The organism is Halomonas sp. PA16-9 (genome assembly GCF_009728585.1).
Lineage (GTDB): Bacteria > Pseudomonadota > Gammaproteobacteria > Pseudomonadales > Halomonadaceae > Vreelandella > Vreelandella titanicae.
In genome coordinates, this window is sequence record NZ_CP040451.1 from 1,969,347 (window position 1) to 1,991,109 (window position 21,763).

14 protein-coding genes and 8 pseudogenes are annotated in these 21,763 nt (G+C 56.1%); 10 read left to right on the forward strand and 12 right to left on the reverse strand.

Annotation, left to right across the window (positions count from 1 at the left end; all coding sequences use genetic code 11):
- Positions 1-80: 80 nt before the first annotated feature.
- Positions 81-369: pseudogene (gatC, locus tag FDY98_RS09030) on the reverse strand (Asp-tRNA(Asn)/Glu-tRNA(Gln) amidotransferase subunit GatC).
- A gap of 227 nt (positions 370-596) precedes the next feature.
- On the opposite strand from gatC, the pseudogene FDY98_RS09035 reads away from it, so the two are divergent.
- The 7 genes and pseudogenes from FDY98_RS09035 to tldD all read left to right on the forward strand — a co-directional run bounded on the left by FDY98_RS09035 (position 597) and on the right by tldD (position 10,509).
- Positions 597-1,631 (forward strand): annotated as a pseudogene (locus FDY98_RS09035) (rod shape-determining protein).
- Positions 1,632-1,654: 23 nt separating this feature from the next.
- A pseudogene (mreC, locus tag FDY98_RS09040) lies at positions 1,655-2,616 on the forward strand (rod shape-determining protein MreC).
- Positions 2,616-3,101, forward strand: a pseudogene (gene mreD / locus FDY98_RS09045) (rod shape-determining protein MreD). The pseudogenes mreC and mreD overlap by 1 nt, the downstream one beginning before the upstream one ends.
- Positions 3,098-3,678: pseudogene (locus FDY98_RS09050) on the forward strand (Maf family protein). Before mreD ends, FDY98_RS09050 begins: the two co-directional pseudogenes overlap by 4 nt.
- 71 nt (positions 3,679-3,749) lie before the next feature.
- Positions 3,750-5,213: a ribonuclease G gene (gene rng, locus FDY98_RS09055; RefSeq protein ID WP_027959075.1), complete on the forward strand. Its 1,464-nt coding sequence runs from the start codon at positions 3,750-3,752 to the stop codon at positions 5,211-5,213.
- A gap of 2 nt (positions 5,214-5,215) precedes the next feature.
- A pseudogene (locus FDY98_RS29440) lies at positions 5,216-9,062 on the forward strand (YhdP family phospholipid transporter).
- Positions 9,059-10,509: pseudogene (gene tldD / locus FDY98_RS09065) on the forward strand (metalloprotease TldD). The pseudogenes FDY98_RS29440 and tldD overlap by 4 nt, the downstream one beginning before the upstream one ends.
- A 36-nt stretch (positions 10,510-10,545) precedes the next feature.
- On the opposite strand, the pseudogene yjgA reads toward tldD, so the two are convergent.
- A pseudogene (yjgA, locus tag FDY98_RS09070) lies at positions 10,546-11,066 on the reverse strand (ribosome biogenesis factor YjgA).
- Between the two features lie 123 nt (positions 11,067-11,189).
- Between yjgA and pmbA the strand changes: the two are divergent.
- Complete coding sequence (gene pmbA / locus FDY98_RS09075; RefSeq protein ID WP_027959079.1) at positions 11,190-12,530, forward strand: metalloprotease PmbA; 1,341 nt, start codon at positions 11,190-11,192, stop codon at positions 12,528-12,530.
- Positions 12,531-12,546: 16 nt separating this feature from the next.
- On the opposite strand, the gene FDY98_RS09080 is transcribed toward pmbA, so the two are convergent.
- The 10 genes from FDY98_RS09080 to FDY98_RS09125 form a co-directional block, all read right to left on the reverse strand.
- On the reverse strand, positions 12,547-12,816 hold the full coding sequence (locus tag FDY98_RS09080) for an HPr family phosphocarrier protein (protein ID WP_027959080.1): 270 nt from the start codon (positions 12,814-12,816) through the stop codon (positions 12,547-12,549).
- A 45-nt stretch (positions 12,817-12,861) separates the two neighbouring features.
- Positions 12,862-13,794, reverse strand: coding sequence for an RNase adapter RapZ (gene rapZ / locus FDY98_RS09085; protein WP_022523939.1), 933 nt, complete (start codon positions 13,792-13,794; stop codon positions 12,862-12,864).
- 87 nt (positions 13,795-13,881) lie between these two features.
- Positions 13,882-14,352 carry a PTS sugar transporter subunit IIA gene (locus FDY98_RS09090; protein WP_027959082.1) on the reverse strand — a complete coding sequence of 157 codons (471 nt, stop codon included), beginning with the start codon at positions 14,350-14,352 and terminating at the stop codon, positions 13,882-13,884.
- Positions 14,353-14,356: 4 nt separating this feature from the next.
- Complete coding sequence (hpf, locus tag FDY98_RS09095; RefSeq protein WP_007114683.1) at positions 14,357-14,665, reverse strand: ribosome hibernation-promoting factor, HPF/YfiA family; 309 nt, start codon at positions 14,663-14,665, stop codon at positions 14,357-14,359.
- A 97-nt stretch (positions 14,666-14,762) separates the two neighbouring features.
- On the reverse strand, positions 14,763-16,178 hold the full coding sequence (locus FDY98_RS09100; RefSeq protein WP_027959083.1) for an RNA polymerase factor sigma-54: 1,416 nt from the start codon (positions 16,176-16,178) through the stop codon (positions 14,763-14,765).
- Between the two features lie 129 nt (positions 16,179-16,307).
- Positions 16,308-17,057 carry an LPS export ABC transporter ATP-binding protein gene (lptB, locus tag FDY98_RS09105; protein ID WP_022523936.1) on the reverse strand — a complete coding sequence of 250 codons (750 nt, stop codon included), beginning with the start codon at positions 17,055-17,057 and terminating at the stop codon, positions 16,308-16,310.
- A gap of 11 nt (positions 17,058-17,068) precedes the next feature.
- Positions 17,069-17,482 carry a lipopolysaccharide transport periplasmic protein LptA gene (gene lptA, locus FDY98_RS09110; protein WP_442907905.1) on the reverse strand — a complete coding sequence of 138 codons (414 nt, stop codon included), beginning with the start codon at positions 17,480-17,482 and terminating at the stop codon, positions 17,069-17,071.
- Positions 17,451-18,089, reverse strand: coding sequence for an LPS export ABC transporter periplasmic protein LptC (gene lptC / locus FDY98_RS09115; RefSeq protein WP_442907906.1), 639 nt, complete (start codon positions 18,087-18,089; stop codon positions 17,451-17,453). Before lptC ends, lptA begins: the two co-directional genes overlap by 32 nt.
- 73 nt (positions 18,090-18,162) lie before the next feature.
- On the reverse strand, positions 18,163-18,705 hold the full coding sequence (locus tag FDY98_RS09120) for a KdsC family phosphatase (RefSeq protein ID WP_027959084.1): 543 nt from the start codon (positions 18,703-18,705) through the stop codon (positions 18,163-18,165).
- A gap of 52 nt (positions 18,706-18,757) precedes the next feature.
- Positions 18,758-19,744, reverse strand: a complete 987-nt coding sequence (locus FDY98_RS09125; RefSeq protein ID WP_027959085.1) for a KpsF/GutQ family sugar-phosphate isomerase — start codon at positions 19,742-19,744, stop codon at positions 18,758-18,760.
- A 326-nt stretch (positions 19,745-20,070) separates the two neighbouring features.
- On the opposite strand from FDY98_RS09125, the gene FDY98_RS09130 reads away from it, so the two are divergent.
- Together FDY98_RS09130 and mlaE are read left to right on the forward strand one after the other, a co-directional pair.
- Positions 20,071-20,883, forward strand: coding sequence for an ATP-binding cassette domain-containing protein (locus FDY98_RS09130; RefSeq protein WP_027959086.1), 813 nt, complete (start codon positions 20,071-20,073; stop codon positions 20,881-20,883).
- 133 nt (positions 20,884-21,016) lie between these two features.
- On the forward strand, positions 21,017-21,751 hold the full coding sequence (mlaE, locus tag FDY98_RS09135) for a lipid asymmetry maintenance ABC transporter permease subunit MlaE (protein ID WP_022523931.1): 735 nt from the start codon (positions 21,017-21,019) through the stop codon (positions 21,749-21,751).
- The last annotated feature ends 12 nt before the right edge of the window (positions 21,752-21,763 follow it).

The following is a 21,763-nucleotide window of genomic DNA, read 5'->3' on the forward strand; positions in this document are numbered from 1 at the left end:
CAGAAGCTCCGTTCAGGGGAGAAAAAAAGAGGCAATAGTGGTGGCTTGATTAAATATTCGTGCGTTGTTACTCAGCGTACTTATTCAACGACGCGGGGCACGAGATACAGGCCATTTTCCACTGCCGGAGCACAGCGCTGAAACGTTGTCGCGCTGGTTGGTTTCCGTCACTTCATCGGCGCGCAGTCGCTGGGTCGCATCTAGCGGATGGGCGAGCGGCGTAACGCCTTCAGTATCGAGGCTTTGTAGCTGGTCGACCATGTCCAGAATCCGGCTTAGGTCGTCTACAAAGCCGCTGGCTTGGTCATCGCTGACAGCGAGTCGGGCCAAGTGAGCGGCCCGGCGCACATGAGATTCTTCAAGCGCCATGATCGATATTTCCTCATAAACGTGATGGAACATAATCGGCTTTAAGCGGTATACATACCGATATCAAAAAAACGTCTTGTGTTGCAGACGTGGAAAATAGCCGCAAAAGGTACCACATCTTGGCCTTAACGGGCAGTGTTAGGCGCGACTCGTGCTTGCTGCCAGGGGTTGCGGTGATACCGTTTGCATCCGCACAGGGTTCCCGGTCTGCACTAGGTAAAACATCCATGTTTAAACGTTTGAGGGGGCTGTTTTCCAGCGATCTATCGATCGACTTGGGTACGGCCAACACACTGATTTATGTTCGCGGTCGCGGTATCGTGCTCGATGAGCCGTCCGTGGTTGCTATCCGCCAGTCTGGCAATATGCGCAGCGTCGCGGCAGTTGGTACTGATGCCAAGCGAATGCTGGGGCGTACGCCCGGCAATATTACCGCGATTCGGCCGATGAAAGATGGCGTTATTGCCGATTTCACCGTCACCGAGCAGATGCTTCAGCACTTTATCCGTAAAGTTCACCAAAGCACCTTCTTAACCCCCAGTCCGCGTTCTGGTATGCGTTCCTTGCATGTCAACACAAGTAGAACGTCGGGCGATTCGTGAGTCTGCCGAAGGGGCAGGTGCCCGCGAGGTGTTCTTGATCGAAGAACCCATGGCGGCGGCAATTGGCGCTGGCCTTCCGGTTGATGAAGCGCAGGGGTCGATGGTGGTGGATATCGGTGGTGGTACCACTGAAATCGCGATTATTTCACTCAACGGCGTGGTCTACTCCGAATCGATTCGGGTGGGCGGCGACCGCTTTGATGAGGCCATTACCGCCTATGTACGTCGTCACTACGGCAGCCTGATAGGCGAAGCGACAGCCGAACGCATCAAGGAAGAGATTGGTTGCGCCTACCCCGGTGGCGAACTGCGCGAAATTGACGTGCGCGGTCGTAATCTGGCCGAAGGCATTCCACGCAGCTTCACGCTCAATTCCACGAAACCCTGGAAGCATTGCAAGAAACCCTGGGTTCTATCGTGGCCGCCATTAAGAGCGCCCTTGAGCAGTCACCGCCTGAGTTGGCATCCGACATCGCTGAGCGAGGCTTGGTGCTAACGGGCGGTGGGGCGCTGTTGCGCGACCTGGACAAGCTGATCGCTGAAGAGACAGGGTTGCCGGTAATTGTTGCCGAAGACCCGTTGACCTGCGTTGCTCGCGGCGGTGGTAAGGCGCTGGAGATGATTGATCAGCACACCTTTGAGTTGCTGTCGAGCGACTAATCGCAGCGGTTAATTGCGGGGGATTGCCTATTAAACCGCTGTTTTCGCACGGGCCACTGCCGGGCTACCGGCTGTTTTTTTGCGTCTTGGCCGCCAGTGCATTGATGTTTGTCGACCAGCATTTCACGCGTATGGAGAAAGTGCGCGCGCAAATGTCGATGGTCGTTGCTCCTATTCAATGGGTCGTCAGTGTGCCTAGCGACCTGTTGAATTGGGGGTCGCTTGCGCTCTCTGACCAGCAGGCGTTGGTGGATGAAAACCGTCGCCTGCGTGAGCAGATTCTCACCCTTTCCCATCGTGGTCAGCGAATGGCGAATTTGACCGCGGAAAACAGCGAGCTTCGCGAATTGCTAAAAGCCGCGAAGCGGCGTGATATTCCTTATATCACCGCCGAACTGTTGTCGCTTGATAACGACCCCTTTAGTCATCAGATGGTGATTAATCGCGGCCATCGCAATGGCACCTACGTGGGCAGCCGGTGATTGATGCCTCGGGCTTGGTGGGGCAAATTACCGCGGTCTCTGCCTACTCAAGTCGGGTACTGCTGTTAGCTGATGCCAGTCATGCGTTGCCGGTTCAGTTAAACCGCAATGGCTTACGTTTTATCGTCCAAGGGGCGGGACGTTACAGCAGCGTTAATGTGATGCACGTACCTGATACGGCGGATATCCGTGAAGGTGATTTACTGACCACATCGGGCTTGGCTGGACGCTTTCCTCCGGGTTACCCCGTGGCGCGAGTCACCGAGGTGTTTCACGATCCGGGGCAGCCTTTTGCTCGCGTGACGGCCGAACCGATGGCTCAACTGCAGCGCTCGCGTCATTTCTTGCTACTTTTTCCGCCCCCGCGAGAGGAGGTAGAAGAACATGCCTGGGATGAGACGCTGGATATCTCCGCAGAGGCCTTGCGCTCTTCACTCCAGCTTTCAACAAGCCCCAATAATGCGTTGCGCGACTCAAATGCATCATCTCAAGAGGTGCCCTGATGCCACGAGCACCGATTGTTCCGCTAGTGATTATTTGGTTTAGTTTGGTCTTGGCTCTTTGCTTGCAGGTGATGCCGCTGGCCGATGGCTGGCAGGTATATCGCCCCGAGTGGTTAGGGCTGATGCTGATCTACTGGTGTATGCGCACACCCGACAGAGTCGGCGTTTTTCATGGCTTTGTGCTGGGGATTTTGATGGATTTAATTGAAGGCACCGTGCTGGGCCAGCATGCGCTTATTTATGCACTGCTGGCCTTCTTGTGTGCGCGGTCTATCCCCGCTTCCGTGCTTATTCACTGGTACAGCAATCAGCGCTGGTGCTGGTGCTGTTGGGCTTGATGCAGCTAGTCGCTCAATGGCTACGCACTATCGTGGTGATTTTTCGATTCATTTAGCCTTTTGATTCCCGCGCTGATCAGTGCGTTGCTATGGCCATGGCTAGCGACGATGTTTCAAGCATTAGAACGTCGGTTGGCCGCTTCATGACTGCGCCTGTTTTGTGTTTAGCGTCTGCCTCTCCACGCCGTCGAGCTTTGCTGGCATCCATTGGTGTGCCGGTCGCGGTTCACCCTTGTGATATTGATGAGACTCCGCAGGTGGGTGAGTCGGCTCAAGCGTATGTGCAGCGATTAGCAGTTGCCAAAGCCGAGGCAGCAGCCCCTTTTACCCACTTGCCTATCCTAGGTTCAGATACCGCTGTGGTGGTCGATGGGCGTATCCTAGGTAAACCAGCGAATGCTGAGAGGGCGCCGAGATGCTGCGGCTGCTTTCGGGGCGGTGCCACGAGGTGCTTACCGCTGTGGCGGTACGTGGGCCAGAAGGTATGCTCTCCTCCTGCGTGACTACTCAGGTAACAATGCGTGAGATAAGCGCTGATGAAATCGTTGCCTATTGGCGCACGGGTGAACCTGCTGATAAGGCTGGTGGCTACGCAATACAGGGATTAGCCGCCATATTTGTAAAACAGATTCAAGGCAGTCACTCAGCAGTGGTAGGGCTACCGCTGTATGAGACGACGCACTTGCTATGCCGACAGGGAGTTCCTATCTGGCAGCGCGTTTAATTCTCTAGATATAGAGGGCAACGCCGCCTGTATCGCTGGCAAGGAATACGTCAACCAACAAGGAATTTTGCATGAGCGGTGAAGTTCTCATCAATTTAACGCCAATGGAAACCCGCGTCGCGCTGGTTGAAAATGGCGTTTTGCAAGAGGCACTGATCGAGCGTTCCCGTCGGCGTGGCATCGTGGGCAATATCTACAAAGGCAAAGTCGTCCGTGTACTGCCTGGTATGCAGGCTGCCTTTGTTGATATTGGCTTAGAGCGGGCGGCATTTATTCATGCCCACGAAGTGATGCCACCCGGCACACCGCTCGATGAGCAGCAGACCATCGGCCAGTTACTTCATGAAGGCCAGGCGTTGGTGGTGCAGGCGACCAAAGACCCTATTGGAAGTAAAGGTGCGCGCTTAACCACGCACCTCTCGATCCCTTCCCGCTATTTGGTGTATATGCCCGACTCGCCGCATCACGGCGTTTCGCAACGCATCGAGGATGAGCGTGAACGCGAGCGTTTAAAAGCCCTGCTGGATAACAGCGTGGCGGAGCAGACGCTGGATGTGACGGGTGGCTTTATTGTCCGAACTGCCGCGGAAGGCGTAGGTGACGAAGAGCTAAAAGGCGATATGCACTTTCTGTTGCGGCTGTGGCGTAAGGTGAGTGAGCGTAAAGTCACCGCGACGCCACAAAGCGTCATTTATGATGATTTGCCGCTCTTTATGCGCACTCTGCGCGACGTAATGCGCGACGATATTGAAAAAGTGCGTATCGATTCGCGGGAAAACTTCGTCAAACTGGTCGAGTTTGCCGAAGAGTTTATGCCCGATGCCGTTGAGCGGATTGAGTACTACCCAGGTGAGCGCCCCATCTTTGATCTCTACAGTGTCGAGGATGAGATCCAGAAAGCCTTGGGTCGCAAGGTGCAGCTGAAATCCGGTGGTTATCTGGTGATTGACCCCACCGAGGCAATGACCACCATTGATGTTAATACCGGCGGCTATGTGGGTCACCGCAACCTTGAAGAGACCATTTTCAAAACCAACCTTGAGGCGGCCACGGCGATTGCCCGCCAACTTCGGTTGCGCAACCTGGGCGGTATCATCATTATCGACTTTATCGATATGAACGATGTTGAGCATCAGCGGCAAGTGTTGCGAGTATTGGAAAAAGCCTTAGAGCGCGACCACGCTAAAACCAAGTGTACCGGTGTTACCGAGCTTGGCTTGGTTCAGCTTACCCGCAAGCGCACCCGGGAGAGCCTAGAGCAAACGATGTGTGAAGCGTGCCCAACCTGCAGTGGGCGCGGCACACTTAAAACGCCTGAGACTGTCTGCTACGAAATTTTCCGTGAGATTCTGCGCGAAGAGCGTGCCTACAGTGCTGAAACTTATATGGTGCTTGCATCGCAGCCCGTTGTTGACCGCTTACTAGATGAAGAGTCAGCGGCAGTGGCTGACCTGGAGACGTTTATCAATAAAACGATCCGTTTTCAGGTTGAGCAACACTACTCCCAAGAGCAGTACGATATTGTGCTGATGTAACCATGCTGACTCGTTCGCTGGTGCGTTGGAGTTTGCTGATAGCGGCCTGGCTTTTGGGCAGCGCGGCTGTGCTGCTGTTGCTGCTGCGTCTAGCGATCAGCCAATCCGATGCCCTTACCCCCCACATTGAAGCGTTACTCGAGGCGCGCATTGGCGTGCCGGTGACCATCGAGCGCTTATCGCTATCGCTAGCGCGTAGCGATCTACTGCTACGGCTTGACGGGGTGAACGCGGAAACCCCGATGGCCAAGCACTCTTTTCCCTTGAGCATGCGGGGCTGCGCTTAGATACCTGGGCGTCGTTTGCCAATCTGGCACCGATTTTTAGTGATGCGCGTATCAGTGGTACACAGTTTCACCTCTATCAAGGTTCGGGGAGGTCTTTACAGTGGCCTGAGCCTGCGGAGTTACCGCTATTGATGGCGGCAGAACCCGATGTGGATCTGGCCACAATTGATAGCTGGGCGGGCTTGATTCTACGCCAACGCCTGTGGGTGGATGACACGCGGGTTGTACTGCACGGCAAAGACGACACCGTGATGCTGTATGCTCAGACACTGCTGCTGACCGGTGATGAGCGGCGCACAAGGTTAGAGGGCGCCATCAATATTGCCCCATCGTTAGAGCAGGCTCGCGATATAGACCTTCCTGCGGCGGAAATGAAGGTCGAAATGCAGCCCGGCCGACGAGGTTTTAGCGATTTTTCGGCAGCACTGCAGTTGGATATTCAGCTTGATCAGTTAGTGGTTCTGGCGGATATGTTTCGGCCTGATCATGCCGCCTATTTAGAGCAAGCCGGGGGCAGTGCGCGGCTATGGGGGCGTTGGACCACCGGGCGCCTTGAGGAAGCTCGTGTTGCCGTCGACGTTCCACAGTTGACGCTTCGCCACCAGGTTCAGTACGCGGTGTTAAGAGATATTAAGGCTAATGGCCTGTGGCAGCGCGACGGCGAAGGTGGTGAGGCGTGGCTAAGCGGCGACGCGGAGAGCGTTGAGTGGGCCCAGCCCCCTGGAGGTAACGTTGGGCCAGCGTTGCCACGCCACTGGCATGCCACCCACCAACCAGGACAGTGGGAAGTGCGCACCAGCGCCTTTGAGCTTGCCTCGCTGACCGCTTGGCGTGACTACGTATTGCTCCCTGAATCCGTCACCAGGGTATTGCAAACCCTTGCTCCCCGTGGGCAAGTCGAGGGGTTGCACGTGGGGCAGCAGGATGGTCACTGGGGAGTGGATGCGGCGCTAACCGGCGTGGAGGTCTCACCGTGGCAGCAGGCACCGGGCGGAGGCCCGCTGGATGCCTGGGTACAGGCGCGGGATTTACGCGGCCGCGTGCTGTTTAGCAGCAACGGTGAAAGCACTCTCTACTTTCCTGAGTTTTTTGCCGCTCCCATGCAACTGCGACGTGCTGAAGGGGAAGTGGGTGGGTATACGACGGCCCCAATACCATGGTGAGTGGCAAGCGCCTAAGCGTCGACTGGGACGGCGCCCAGATAGCGGGCGGCTTTGGTTTGGTGACGGGTAATCAGCGTGGGCATTTTGGTTTAGACCTCAATTTCAGTGACGTGGATGCTGTTGAGCGTCCGCTGGCCCAGTGGTTGCCGCTCAGCGTCATGGATGACGAGCTTCGCGAATGGCTGCTTAATGATATTGGTGGCTACGTGAGCGAGGGCTCTCTGCAGCTTAGCCAACCGTTAGGCGAAGGGGCGACCGCCAACGACTTTACTGCAACGCTCGCTCTGGCGGTGACCCAAGGACATTTGCCGATCGCGCCAGGCTGGCCACGTCTTGACGACGTCGAGGGGCGCTTAAAGTGGCAAAACAGAGTGTTAGAAGCTGAAATTGATAACGCCCAGAGCCATGGCATCACTGCTTCAGAGGGTGAGGTGGTGATGGAGGATGAGACGCTCAACCTTTCGGGGCAGTTAAAATCGGATGGGCCAGCGCTGATATCATTTTTACAGGCAATGCCCGAGATTGATCTTTCCCCACTAAGTGATTTGCGCGTAACGGGTGGCGTTAACGGCGATATTGCGTTGTCGTTGCCGTTGGCAAACCCTGAAGCGCTGCAACTGGAAATCAATGCTCGGCCACGCTTTCCGGAAGTGGTGTATAAACCGCTCGATCTACGTCTTCAATCGGTTGAGGGGGATCTCGCCTGGCTTCAAAACGGGAAGAGTTCAGGTCTCGTCGGTGAGGTTAGTGGGCAGTTGCTGGGAGGCCCTATCAACGCTGATATTGATACTCAACGCAACGACATACAGCTGCAGGGGAGTGTCGCCACTGGGGCGCTTTTTGGGCTTGCAGGGTTGGATAGTCAAGGGCGTATGCCGCTAGAAGGACCGCTAGAGTGGCAGGGCAGTGTCGCCCTAACGCCAACGCCCATCCTGCGCTTGGAGAGTCGTTTAGTCGGCGTCACCAGTCATCTTCCCGAGCCCTTTGCAAAATCGTCACAGCAGGCCTGGCCCTGGACATTAACCGCCGATATGGACACAAAACGTATCGAAAGCCGCCTAGCCGATATCGCTTCTGCACGACTGCAACAGCTTAATGGCTCGCTTGCCGGGACGCTAAATTTAGGCAGCCAGGCGGTGCGCCTGCCCGACTGGCCCTCCCAGCCAGGGGTTAGTATCGATGCTGCCCTACCTCGCATTGACCCGCTAGCGTGGCAGCAGGCGATTTCACCGCTAATGCCCAGCGGGTTGCTCAGTGCGTCGGGTGGAGGTACTCAAATACCGTTGGCGGTCTCGTTAGCCACACCCTGTGTGGTTTACCAAAGGGAGTGTTTAGGCAGCCTTAACGCGTCGGGAGGCGTGAACGATGGCCGGATCGATTTGGGGCTAAGCGGTAATCTGGTCACTGGGCATTTACTGTACGCTCAATCACCGCAACCGTTAGATGTGGCCATTGAAGCGCTGGCGCTTGATCGCTTGCTGGCGTTAGCCAATGTTGAACACGACAGCGATGCTCCGATGCCAGACTCCTGGATGGAAACGGTCGACACCCAGCGCAAGGTGCCTGTGGCCATTCCTGATTGGCTAGCCGATGTGCCCAATGGACGATTACGCTTAGCCGAAATTGCTATGGGACCGCGCCGCTTCGGCCCTTTGACTGCTTACTGGAAAACTGACGGCGAGCGTTTTTCGCTTACGCCCGTTGGCTTAACTCTGGGTCAGCTCTCTGCGCGAGGTGAGCTTTACTGGGAGGGAGACGCTGTTTCCAGTCATACCCGTGCGGACATTACGATTCAGGGTGGCGACATCGGCACCGCCCTTGAGCGTCTTGACCAACCGGTGGCCATGCGTAGCCGAAGTACCGATGTGGCTGCTTCGCTTGATTGGCCGGGGGCGCCCTGGCAGTTGGAGTTAAGCCGCTCAGATGGCTATATCAGTACCGACATTCGTGATGGCCGCTTTGTCACTCTGGAATCGGCACCTGCGCGCTTAATTGGCTTGCTCAATTTCGATAATATTTTACGTCGTCTACGCTTGGATTTTTCCGACGTTACCGGCCGCGGCACGGCATTTGACCGTGTTAAGGGGACGGCTGATGTTACTGGTGAGTTGCTGACGCTGCGCGGGCCATTGCAAATTGATACTCCGGCCACCACCCTAACGCTTACCGGCAGTGTCAACCTGGTGACGCGTGAACTTGACCAGCGGCTTGGCGTCACACTACCAGTGACGCAAAGTTTACCGATCGCGGCGATTGCCGTTGGCGCACCCATCGTGGGTGGCGCGCTGTTCCTTGCTGACCAGCTGTTTGGCGACGCCTTAGATCGCGCCACGACACTCCATTATCGCGTGCGAGGCCCTTGGACTTCGCCGCAGGTTACTTTAGAAGGCCCCCAATGACCGCATATAAAAGTGATGTAGATACGGCCGCCGCCATTCTGTTGACCCCCGGAGGACTCGATTTAGAGGCTCTGGAAACGGGGTTGGGCTACGCCATGGGCGCGGGCATTGACTATGCCGATCTCTATTTCCAGCGTACCTGGCAAGAGGGCTGGGTACTGGAGGATGGAGAGGTAAAAGAGGCCAGCTACAATATTGACGGTGGCGTCGGCGTACGCTCACTGGCAGGTGAAAAGACTGGCTTTGCCTACTCCAACCAAATAACGGCCGATGCGCTAATGGACACCGGCCGCACGGCGGCAGGCATCGTCCGCAGCGGTCAACGTCTGCCTGGACAGTTGGTGCGCCCGGTATCCGCCATGTCGCGCTATGCGGGAATCGACCCCCTGGCCGGGCTAAGCGCGGAAGACAAAGTCGCCATGCTAAAACAGGCTGACAAAATCGCGCGTGCTGCAGACCCGAGCATCAGTCAAGTGAGTGCTTCTCTTTCAGGTACCTACGAAGTAGTGCTGGTGAGGGCAAGCGATGGCACCTTGGCGGCGGATATTCGCCCGCTGGTGCGCTTTAATGTCAGCGTTATCGCGGTTAAAAATGGTCGTCGTGAACGCGGCAGTGCGGGCGGCGGTGGCCGTTACTCCATGGCCAAGCTGCGCGATGACCAAGTTGCCGAGCAGTACGCCAAAGAGGCGGTGCGTCAGGCACTGGTCAACCTGGAAGCCGTCGATGCGCCCGCGGGGCAAATGCCTGTGGTGCTGGCGTCGGGGTGGCCGGGAATTTTGCTTCATGAAGCCGTCGGCCATGGTTTGGAAGGGGATTTCAACCGTAAGGGCAGTTCCGCTTTTGCTGGCAAAATGGGCGAGCGCGTGGCCGCAAAAGGTGTGACGATTGTCGATGATGCGACACTATCGGATTGCCGTGGCTCGATGAGCGTGGATGACGAGGGCACGCCGGGCCAATACACGCCGCTTATCGAAGACGGCATTTTGACTGGCTATATGCAGGACAAACTCAATGCCCGCTTAATGGGCATGGCTCCCACAGGCAATGCGCGACGCGAATCCTTTGCCCACCTGCCGATGCCGCGCATGACGAATACGGTCATGCTTGCGGGCCAAGATGAACCCAGCGATATTATCAAAAGCGTTAAGCGCGGTATTTACGCGGTGAGCTTTGGGGGGGGCAGGTGGATATCACCTCTGGCAAATTTGTGTTCTCTGCCAGCGAAGCCTACTTGATTGAAGACGGTAAGGTGACGGCGCCGGTGAAAGGCGCCACCTTGATTGGTAACGGGCCGGAAGCGATGCAGCGTGTTTCCATGATTGGCCATGATATGGCGCTGGATACCGGTATTGGCGTGTGTGGTAAAGAAGGGCAGGGCGTGCCGGTGGGTGTGGGCCAGCCCACCCTGAAATTGGATGAGCTGACCGTCGGCGGCACGCAGTCTTGATAGGCGGTCTTGAAAAATGGTCTTAAAGAGCTGTTTTTAAAGTGCGAGGGTTTCGCGCAGGTGTTTGAAGAGCTTGCGCGAGCTGGTCGGCGGTTTGCCCTGTTCGCGTTCCCGCTGGGCGTTGCGAATCAATTGACGCAGTGTCTGGCGATCGGCGTCGGGGTGCTCCGTCATAAACAGGTCAACTGCCGCATCGCCCTCGTCAATTAAGCGTTCCCGCCATTTTTCCAGTCGGTGGAACGCGTGGTCGCGCTGCTCTTGCTCCTGATCGATGGAGTCGAACACGGCTTGAATGGCGGTAAGATCCTCTTTACGGATCAGCTTACCGACATACTGCATATGGCGGCGGCGACCTTCATGGGAGCGAATACGCGAGGTTTCCTCGATAGCGCGTAGCATATCGTCAGAGAGGGGAAACGGGCGCGTTCCGCCGGTCGCATGGCGATTAAGGTTTCCCCAAGTGCCTGTAAGGCATGCATTTCGCGTTTGAGTTGCGACTTGCTAGGGCGTTCTTCCTGTTCTTCTACTTCAATGGGATCGGGACGTTGCTTACGCATAGTGTGACTCACAGACAAGATTCGTGGCGGCATTATACCAGCTGCGAGTACAACATTGATTCGCCGATGACACTCTCTTGCAAGACTTTGGTTGAGAGGCATTCGGTTGAAATAGGAGGCCATATGGCACAGGCATTTGATGCATCCGCGCAGCAGTCGCTATTGACCGCGCGCGCCGAAGAGGCGTTAGCGTTGGCGAAGCGCTTGGGCGCGGATGCTGCCGAAGTAGGCGCAAGCGTCGATCAGGGTATAGGCGTTAGCGTACGCCTGGGCGAAGTTGAAACGGTTGAGTTATCCCGTGACCAAGGCATTGCCGTCACGCTATACGTGGGTCAACGTAAAGGCAGCGCTTCATCCACTGATGCCAGCAGTGCCTCGATCCAGGCAGCCGTAGAGAAAGCGCTGGCGATTGCCCGCTATACCGGCGAAGACCCGGCCGCAGGGCTGGCCGATGCCTCCCTTATGGCTACTGAGTTGCCCGATCTAAAAGTGCACTACCCCTGGGCGCTCACAACGGATGAGGCGATTGAGTTAGCGCTTGCCTGCGAGCAGGCGGGGCGAGACGTTGACGGCATCTCACAGTCAGATGGCGCGTCTCTCTCCAGTGGCGAAGGGGTGCGCGTTTACGCCAATAGCCACGGCTTTTTAGGTACCCAAAAGGGCAGTAGTCACTCTCTTTCTTGCATGCTGATTGCCCAAGACGCGAGCGGTATGCAGCGTGATTATGACTACACCTCTGCCCGTGACCCCAAGGCGCTACGTGACCCCGCTGAGGTGGGGCGCGAAGCCGCGATGCGTACGCTGCGCAGGCTAGGTGCTAAACGGCCGCCAACGGGCACCTTTCCGGTGCTGTTTGACCCATCGTTGGCCAGTGGCTTGATTGGCCACCTGCTCGGTGGGTTAGCCGGTGGTGCGCTTTACCGGCAGGCCTCGTTTTTGTGCGACCGGCTCGGTACACCATTGTTTCCCGACTGGTTTAGTCTCGAAGAGCGGCCAATGGAGATTGGCGCCACGGCAAGCTCACCGTTTGATGGCGAGGGCGTGCAAACGCGCAATAATCGCTTTATCGATCAGGGACGCATTGCCAGCTATATGCTCTCTTCTTACAGCGCTCGTCGTCTCGATATGCAAACCACGGGCAATGCCGGTGGGGCACGTAACGTGCGTTTAGCAACGCCACTGCAATCACGCGAAAGCTTGCTGCAAGAGATGGGGCGGGGTATTTGGGTGACTGAGTTGATGGGCCAAGGTGTCAACGGTGTGACCGGTGACTATTCCCGCGGTGCAGCAGGTTTTTGGGTCGAAAATGGAAAGGTGCAGTACCCGGTCGAAGAGTTCACCATTGCCGGAAACCTGGAGCGGATGTTTGCTGGCTTAGTAGGTATTGGCGATGACACTGATACCCGTGGCAGTGTTCACACGGGTAGCTGGTTGATTGATGCCATGACCGTGGCGGGGGACTAACAAGCCAAGCGGCGGCTTACTGATCCTCCTCAAAGCGGGCGTCGAACAGCGCTTGAATCGCTTCAAGCGCCTGTTCGGCGTCATCGCCTTCGGCGGTGATTCTAAGCTCGGTGCCACAAGGTGCGGCAAGCATCAGCAGTGACATGATATTGGCGGCGTCGGCGGCCTGTTGCTGTTTGTAAACGCGTATTTTTGCCGTGAACTGTTGGCCGCATTTGACCAGTTTTGTCGCCGCGCGAGCGTGTAGCCCGCGTTGATTGGTAAGTGTAAGTATGCGTTCTGGCACCCTGGTTCCTTTTCGCCGAGTGGTGTCATTAATGGATAGACGCGCTTAAGAGGTCTCTGGCCGCTCGTTAGGTGTGGAAGCGCTGACGAGGGGAGCGGCCAACTGTTCGCTTATGGTGTAGTGCAGACCCAGTTCGCGGTGGCGAAGTTGAACTTCGCCCATGCTAGGAGTCAATTTTTCCGCTAACTTCTCGGCCATATAGACCGAGCGGTGCTGGCCACCAGTACAGCCAATCGCGATAGTCATGTAGCTACGTTGGCTATTCTGGTAAGCGGGTAGCCAACGCTCTAGCCAGGCCAAGATGTCGTCGCTCATGGCATCAACAATCGGATAGCTGTTCAAAAAAGCCACGATTTCCGCGTCGCGGCCAGTGAACTGGCGCAGCGTGGGATCCCAGTACGGATTTGGCAGGCAGCGCACATCGAAGACCAGGTCGGCGTCTAATGGTACGCCGCGTTTATACCCAAACGATTCCAGCGTTAGCGTCAGTTTATCGCGCCGCTGATGGGCTACTTGGTCGGTAATGCGACGGCGTAAATCGTGCACCGATAATCGTGATGTATCGATCAATAGATCGGCCAGATCGCGAATATCCTCTAGCGTCGTCTCTTCTTTATTGATCGCCTCTTCCAGCGTCATTTCGCTATCGCGGGTCAGCGGATGACGGCGACGCGTTGCTGAGTAACGCTCAAGCAGTATGCGTGCATCGGTGGTCAGGTAAATAACTTGAAAGTCGATTTTACGCTGGCGCAACTCGTCTAATAAAGAGGGCAGGCGCTCCAGAGCTCCCGGCAAATTGCGGGCATCAATACTCACCGCTAAATGTGCTCGGTCGCCCTGGTCACGCAGTTCATCCACCAACGACCCCAGCAACATAGCTGGGAGGTTATCAATCGCGTAGTAGCCAAGATCTTCCAGCGCTTGCAAGGCGATAGATTTACCTGACCCGGAGCGGCCGCTAATGATCACCAGTTGCATAGAGTCTCTCTTTGCTTTGATCAAGCTGCGTTGAGGGTGGTGAGCGGATAACCTGCTGTGATCTGCCCTGAACAGGGTTTCAGACCCTTAGGCCGCTGATTGCTCGCGAATTTTGGCGGTAATCAGCTCAAGCAGTTCGCGCTGGCTGGTTGCTTTACGCAGTTGCTGGCGCGTGTCCGCATCATTCATGATGGTCGCTACCTGACCCAGTAGTGAGAGATGCGTGTCATCTGCCTCTTCGGGTACCAACAGGACAAACACCAGATCTACCGGGTCGCCGTCGATAGCGTCAAAATCGATCGCTTCAGCCAGTTTCAAAAATCCAGCGATAGGGGCGTTGCAGTGGGGGCTACGCGCATGAGGAATAGCCACGCCGTTACCAATACCCGTACTACCTAAGCGCTCGCGGCCGATTAAACGGCTAAACACTTCTTGGCTGTCCAGGCTGGGGATATTTTGGGCGATAAAGGTGCTGTAAAACTCCAGCACCCTTTTTTTGCTGCCCCCGGGGACGTCGAACAGAACGCGTTCCGGGGGGAGTATGGTTTCCAACGTCATTGAATTAACGCACACCGGCGCCTTGGGCGCGAGCTTGTGCTTTTTCCTTGTGTTTAACGAGTTGACGGTCGATTTTGTCCGCTAGTGCGTCGATAGCGGCGTACATATCACTGTCTAGGGCTTCCGCATGTAAGTCAGCACCTGCGGCGTGCAGCGTACAGGCGGCCTGCTGGCGCTCTTTCTCCACTGATAAGGTGACTTGCACCGTAGTTATATTGTCGTAATGGCGCTCTACACGCTCAAGCTTCTCGTTGACATAGTCACGCAAGGCGTCAGTCAGTTCTACGTGATGACCAGTGATATTTACTTGCATTGACGTGCTCCTTATCCATCGGACTGTACTTCGATTGTAACCCTTTTTGCCGCGTTGCAAAGCCCTTGTCGAGAGTTTCCCTGAAACGTTAACGAAGTTAGCGCAAACGACGCCGTTCACTGGAAGAGGGAATGCCCATGGCTTCACGGTATTTCGCCACCGTACGACGCGCCACTTGAATCCCTCCTTCGCCTAATAGCGTCACTAAGCGGCTGTCTGAAAGCGGCTTGCCGGGCGGCTCCTCTTGAATCAGTTTCTTGAGTCGTGCACGGATGGCGGTGCTGGAGTGGCTGTCGCCATCTTGACCGCTCACCTGGCTTGAGAAAAAGTATTTGAGTTCAAACACACCACGGGGTGTATGGATATATTTTTGCGTCGTTACCCGTGAAATAGTCGACTCGTGCATCTCCACGGCTTCGGCAATGTCGGCCAGTATCAGTGGTTTCATGGCTTCTTCGCCGTGCTCTAAAAAGCCAATCTGGCGGGTAATGATTTCGCGACCAACACGCAGCAGCGTATCGTTTCGGCTAGAGAGGCTCTTGATCAACCAGCGCGCTTCCTGCAAGTGCTCTTTGAGAAACTGGTTGTCATCGCTTTTATCCGCACGCTTAATCAAGCTGGCGTAGTCGGGCTGAATGCGCAGCCGTGGCAGGGCCTCGGGGTTGAGCTCTAAATGCCAGCCTTCATTATCGTGGCGGACGACTAGATCGGGGGTGACATAGCTGTCATCGGTGTCGCCGTAGGCGCTGCCTGGGCGTGGGTCTAGGCTGCGAATAAGCAGGATGACATCGGCCAGCTGTTCGTCGTCGAGCCCTAGACGGCGTTTCAGCAGACGCATATCGTCTTTGCCAAGCGCTTCGAGAAACTGCCGCACCAAGCGGCGGGCGGGAACCAGCAGTGGCGTATCATCGGGGAGAGCGGCGAGCTGCAGCATCAAGCATTCACGCAAGTCACGGGCAAATATGCCGGTCGGCTCAAACTGCTGGAGCTTGAGTAGAATGGTTTCCACTTCGCGCTGGCTTAGCCCGTCAATGCCCTGGGCACGAAGCCCTTCACGGATGTCGTTGAGCGGCTGGGTCAGGTAGCCGTTGGCGTCTAGCGCGTCGATTAAACTTTCCGCGACAAGCTGCTCGCGAGCGCTAAAATCGGTCATGGCGAGTTGCCACAGCAGGTGGCCATGAAGGCTCTGCCCGGCTGCCTGGCGCTCAAAGTCGGGGCCTTCGCTGCTGCTGCCCCCCTGGCTTCCCATATCTTGATAGGTATCTGACCAGTCGCTATCTACCGAGAGCTCAGTAGGGATGCTCTCTGACCACTCTTCTTCCTTAGGCTCGCTGACAGCCTGTTCACTAAATTCATCTTCCTGCTCCAGCATGGGATTGGCATCGAGGGCCTGCTGAATTTCTTGACGAAGATCCAGCGTAGAGAGTTGCAGCAGCGCAATGGCCTGCTGCAACTGGGGCGTCATGGTCAGCTGTGTGCCGATACGCAGTTGGAGAGAAGCTTTCATGACCATCTGAGAACCACTCGTTAATCAGAATGCTCCACCCTAGTGCGAGTGAGTGCTTGGCGCAAGTGCAATAAGCATGCCATTGGTCGTAAAGTTGTTTTAAAGCGCTATTTAGGGGCAATTAAGGCAAAAACATTACAGGCGAAAATCGGCGCCCAAATACACATCCCTTACTTTTTGGTTGGTGAGAATCGAGGCGGGCGAGCCACTGGCGATGATTTGCCCATCGCCGACGATATAGGCGATATCGCAAATGTCTAGTGTTTCACGCACGTTGTGATCGGTGATCAGCACGCCGATATGGCGCTGTTTCAGTGCACGAATGATGGTTTTAATCTCACCTACCGAGATGGGGTCAACGCCCGCAAAAGGCTCATCGAGCAGAATAAAAGCGGGCTCTGTGGCTAGCGAGCGGGCTATTTCTACACGCCTGCGCTCGCCGCCCGAAAGGCTCATGCCCAGGTTGTCGCGAATATGGGTGATATGGAAGTCTTCGAGTAGCGCTTCCAGGCGCTGTTCGCGGTCGCTGCGGTTAAGCTCTTTGCGGGTCTCGAGTATCGCCATAATATTCTCGGCAACCGAGAGTTTGCGGAAAATAGACGCCTCTTGAGGTAGATAGCCAATCCCCGCGGCTGCGCGCTCGTGCATGGGGGCGCGCGTTAAATCCACATCGTCGATACCCACCTTGCCAGCGTCGGATTTGACCAGCCCAACAATCATATAAAATGAGGTGGTTTTGCCCGCGCCGTTGGGGCCCAAAAGGCCAACGACACTGCCTTGGGATATCTCCAGATTGATGTCTTTGACCACTCGGCGGCGTTTGTAGCTTTTAGCCAGGTGGTGGGCATAAAGGGTTTTGATCGGCGCAGTGTCAGCAGTGGCCACAGCTAGGCTCCCTATTGTTCAGGCTGAAGGGTCATGCGTATGCGCTGGGGCTCGCTGCCATCAACGTCAGAGCGCGCTTGAATCACTTCTCGGTCAATAAAATACTCAAGGCGACCGCCACTAAAGGTGTCCTCTTGCTGGGTCAGTTCGGCTTGGTCGATCAGCTCTACGCGACGCTCGGCGACGTGATAAATAATCCGCCGCGCCCAGCCTTCCGTGGGGCCTTCTTGCCCTTCGCCTTGATGGCGCAAGTAGGCGCGCTCACCGGTAGCGGTGGCTGTCGAGAGTTCGCCCGCGTCGTTGCGTTCGATCTCTACCCGCTCGCCGCGCAGTTGCATTTCGCCTTGGCGAATGTCCACATCCCCAGTATAAACAGCTGTGCCTGCCCGCTGATCAAGATCTAAACGGTCGGCTTCCACTTCCACTGGGGCCTGGGAAGATGAGTTGGTTTGGGCTAACACTGATAAAGGTATCGCTAAACCGAACAGTGCAGTGTAGAGCAGGGCTGGGGAAATCATGGCTTTCATGGCGGTTCCTATTAGCGTTGTGTGGCCGGGGGTGCGTGCCGCGCACATTATCCGTTAAGCGAACCTGGCTGGTGTTAAGCCAAACGTCCATACGTGAAGCGCTCATTTGCTGCGGCGGTTGCTGCATCAATACCGGTGTGTCACTCCAGGCATGCTGCTCGAGGCCATCATAGTGCAGTAGCTCGGTATCTAGCTGCCAGCCTTCATCTGGTGCAAACAGTCGAGCCGAACCTGACAGCAGCAGGGCTTGGGTAGCGGTGTTGAGCGTGCCTACAGCGGCGCTGGCCAGCCACTGACGGTTTTCGCTGTCATACAGTACTGCCTCGGGCTCTTCCGTCCAGGTTTCGCTGCGCTGCGGGGTATGGATAAGGCGCGGTGTTTTTAGCGACTGCATGACACTGCCGTTATCCCCGAATAGGGTAATCTCGGCATTTTCCAGCACGTGGCCAGGTTCCTGAGCCTGTGCTTCGGGATCGATGCTGGTGTCTTGAGGCCCGGGGGTCAAGCCATACCAGCAGAATCCCCAGCGCGATGACTAGCCCGGCTAACCAGAGGCGTACTTTAAAGCGTTTAAACATTTACGTGCGGCCGTGCAGATAGGTGTCGAGCACCGCGCCCCAGTGTCCTTGAGATTCAAGCAGCGTATCGCAGATCTCACGCACGGCACCGTGGCCACCCAGGCGTTCGGTAGTCCAGTCGGCGTGGGTATGCATATAGTCCGGCGCGTTTGGCACGGTAATGCCGACGCCGCAACGTTTGATAGCCGCTAGGTCGGGTAGGTCGTCGCCACAATAAGCCACCTGCTCTAGTTCAATACCGAGGCGCTGGCAGAGCCCGCGCAGTGTGGCCAGCTTGTCTTCACAGCCTTGGTGAACATGGTCAATGCCGAGTGCCGCCGCGCGTTGGCTAACCATGGGGGAGTCGCGCCCGGTAATCAACGCGACATGTACGCCCACGCGTTTGAGAAGCTTTAGCCCGTGGCCATCCTGGGTGTGGAATGCTTTGATTTCGATACCATCGGCCTGAAAGTAGAGGCGCCCATCGGTAAGGACGCCGTCAACATCCAGTGCTAGCAGGCGTACACGGCGGAGTTGGTCGAGTAGCGAGGCAGGTAGGGTCATAGAACCTCCATATCAATCAGTTCGTAAAGCAGGTCGTGTTGGCGCCGCTGGGTTAAATAACGCCGCTGGCGAGCAGGTCGTGCATATGTAGAGCCCCAATTGGGCGCTGTTGTTCATCAACCACCGCTAGTGCGGTAATACGGCTTTCTTCCATGATGCGTACCGCTTCGGCCGCCAGGATATCGGGGCCTATGCGCTTGCCCGGCCGGGTCATGACATCATCAACGCGCACGTCGCGCAGATTATGGAATTGATCCAGCGTGCGGCGTAGATCGCCATCGGTGTAGACCCCCGCTAATCGTCCTTCGCTATCCACTACGCAGGTAAAGCCAAGCCCTTGCCGGGTAATTTCGAGTAATGCGTCGCGCAGCGGGCTGCCCAATGCGACTTGGGGCAGGCGTGCTCCGTCGTGCATGAGGTCTCTAACGCGTAGCAGTAAGCGCTTGCCCAAACTGCCGCCGGGGTGGGAGAGGGCAAAATCTTCAGCGGTAAAGCCGCGTGCTTCCAGTAACGCAACCGCCAGTGCATCACCCAGGGCGAGGGCAGCGGTGGTGGAACTGGTGGGGGCTAGATCGAGCGGGCAAGCCTCACGCTCGACGCCACTGTTTAGGTGCGCATCAGCGTGCTTGGCAAGCGTGGAGTGGGGCCGCCCCGTCATGCTGACCAGCGGTGTGCCCAGGCGTTTAAGCAGTGGTAGCAGAGCAGTGACTTCGGCAGTTTCGCCCGAGTTAGAGAGCGCCAGTACTACATCTGCGCGGGTAATCATGCCTAGATCGCCATGGCTGGCTTCGCCGGGGTGAACGAAAAAAGCCGGCGTGCCGGTACTGGCAAGTGTCGCCGCTAGCTTGCCAGCAATATGCCCCGACTTGCCCATACCGGTCACCACAACACGACCTTGGCAGGCGAGAATTAGCTCACAGGCGCGATCAAAGCTTTCGTCTAGCTTAGCCTGAAGGCCTCCAATCGCTGCCTGCTCGATTTGTAGCGTACGCAGTGCGCTTTCACGTAGTAGGCTGGAGGTAGCGATAGGCTGGCGCATAGCGTTTTCTCTTAACAATTGAAAATATACAAGTAGTAACCGGTAAGAATAACATCTCGACACCTCTAATAGGCAGTAATTGAGGCGACTCCCTGGGGGGCATACCCGCATCACCAGGGCCGAGAGCAGGTTTAGGCGAGGGTAAGCAAGCCTTTGCAACTTTGATAACCCTGAACAATAGGAAAGCCCATTCGTGCAGTAATGCCTTGTAGCGTTATAGTACAATGTTCGATAATGTTTTAGAAACGCTGTTTTCTAATTGCGATAGCCGCAAGTAGGGTATGCTATACAGCTTTAGTCGCGCCTCGTTAAGAGTCAACTGATCCATGACAGATGCACCCTTTATAGAAATTGAAGAGCTTTACTTTTCGCGTGGTGATCACGAAATTTTCCGTGGCGTGAATATGACCATACCGCGGGGTAAAGTAACCGCGATCATGGGGCCAAGTGGTACCGGTAAAACCACGCTACTGAAGCTGATCGGCGGCCAGCTAACCCCGGAGAGTGGTCGAATACTCATTGATGGGCAGGATGTTCATAAACTGTCCCGGAAGGCGCTATTCACGCTACGCAAGCGGATGGGAATGCTGTTTCAGAGTGGTGCGCTGTTTTCTGATTTGGATGTGTTTGAAAACGTTGCCTTTCCGCTGCGGGTGCATACGGATTTACCCGATACCATGGTGCGTGACCTGGTGTTGCTCAAGCTACAGGCGGTCGGCCTGCGTGGAGCGCGACACTTAACGCCTGCGGAGCTGTCCGGAGGGATGGCGCGCCGGGTCGCATTGGCTCGTGCGGTGGCGCTGGATCCAGAACTGATTCTGTATGATGAGCCGTTTGTTGGTCAGGATCCCATCTCTATGGGCGTGTTGGTGCAGCTAATCAAGCGCCTTAATCAAGCGCTGCAGCTAACCTCGGTGGTGGTCTCCCATGATATCAAGGAGACCTTGAGCATTGCGGACTATCTCTATCTGATCGCCGATGGCCAGGTGGTAGCCCATGGCACACCGCAAACCCTGGACACAAATCAAGATCCCCGGGTTAGCCAGTTTATTCATGGCGAACCTGATGGGCCGGTACCATTTCACTACCCCGCTGAGGCGTTTTATCGCGATATTCTGGGCGGGGCTCCGGTTAAATAGAACCGCTAGAGTGGGTGACATAAGGCGCTTAAATGCACCAATGCAGGGTAAATAAAGGGCAGAGTTAATGCAGTCAAAGTTCTCTAATAGCGCCGCACGTGTTACACGGCTGGGGCGCCGAGGGTGCGACTTAATGGAAGCATTGGGTCGAGCGGGCGTGTTTCTATTCCAGTCGGTGGTCGGCGTGCCTTCCCGGGAAGGCTGGCGATTATGGTTGCACCAGATGCACTTTGTGGGCGTGCTTTCGTTAGCCATTGTATTGGTGTCGGGGCTGTTTATCGGCATGGTGCTGGCACTGCAGGGCTATACCATTTTGGTCGATTTCGGGGCTGAGCAGGCGCTGGGACAAATGGTGGCACTGTCGCTATTGAGGGAGTTAGCCCCAGTGGTGGCAGCACTACTGTTTGCTGGCCGGGCGGGATCTGCGCTCACCGCCGAGATCGGTTTAATGAAAGCGACAGAGCAGCTCACCAGCATGGAGATGATCGGTGTTGACCCACTGCGCCGCGTGGTGGCGCCACGCCTATGGGCAGGCTTTGTGTCACTGCCTATTTTAACGGTTGGGTTTAGTGTCGTGGGCATCTGGGGCGGCTACTTGGTGGGCGTGGAGTGGCTAGGCGTCTTCGAGGGCTCTTACTGGAGCAACATGCAGGCCAATGTAGCCTTTATCAGTGATATCGGTAACGGCATGATCAAAAGCGCCGTATTTGCTTTGGTGGTGACCTGGATCGCGGTATTTCAAGGTTATGATTTGGTGCCCACTTCTGAAGGCATTTCCCGCGCTACTACGCGCACGGTGGTGTATTCGTCGCTTGCAGTATTGGGGCTTGATTTTGTGTTGACCGCCATTATGTTTGGCGGCCTTTAATGGCTGGAGCAG

What these genes read in the sequence shown, in the direction of transcription:
- rapZ (WP_022523939.1), bottom strand. Translation starts at nt 13,794, where the DNA reads ATGCAACTGGTGATCATTAGCGGCCGCTCCGGGTCAGGTAAATCTATC.
- rng (WP_027959075.1), top strand. Translation starts at nt 3,750, where the DNA reads ATGAGCGGTGAAGTTCTCATCAATTTAACGCCAATGGAAACCCGCGTC.
- pmbA (WP_027959079.1), top strand. Translation starts at nt 11,190, where the DNA reads ATGGCACAGGCATTTGATGCATCCGCGCAGCAGTCGCTATTGACCGCG.
- FDY98_RS09090 (WP_027959082.1), bottom strand. Translation starts at nt 14,352, where the DNA reads ATGACGTTGGAAACCATACTCCCCCCGGAACGCGTTCTGTTCGACGTC.
- hpf (WP_007114683.1), bottom strand. Translation starts at nt 14,665, where the DNA reads ATGCAAGTAAATATCACTGGTCATCACGTAGAACTGACTGACGCCTTG.
- FDY98_RS09100 (WP_027959083.1), bottom strand. Translation starts at nt 16,178, where the DNA reads ATGGTCATGAAAGCTTCTCTCCAACTGCGTATCGGCACACAGCTGACC.
- FDY98_RS09130 (WP_027959086.1), top strand. Translation starts at nt 20,071, where the DNA reads ATGACAGATGCACCCTTTATAGAAATTGAAGAGCTTTACTTTTCGCGT.
- FDY98_RS09120 (WP_027959084.1), bottom strand. Translation starts at nt 18,705, where the DNA reads ATGACCCTACCTGCCTCGCTACTCGACCAACTCCGCCGTGTACGCCTG.
- mlaE (WP_022523931.1), top strand. Translation starts at nt 21,017, where the DNA reads ATGGAAGCATTGGGTCGAGCGGGCGTGTTTCTATTCCAGTCGGTGGTC.
- FDY98_RS09125 (WP_027959085.1), bottom strand. Translation starts at nt 19,744, where the DNA reads ATGCGCCAGCCTATCGCTACCTCCAGCCTACTACGTGAAAGCGCACTG.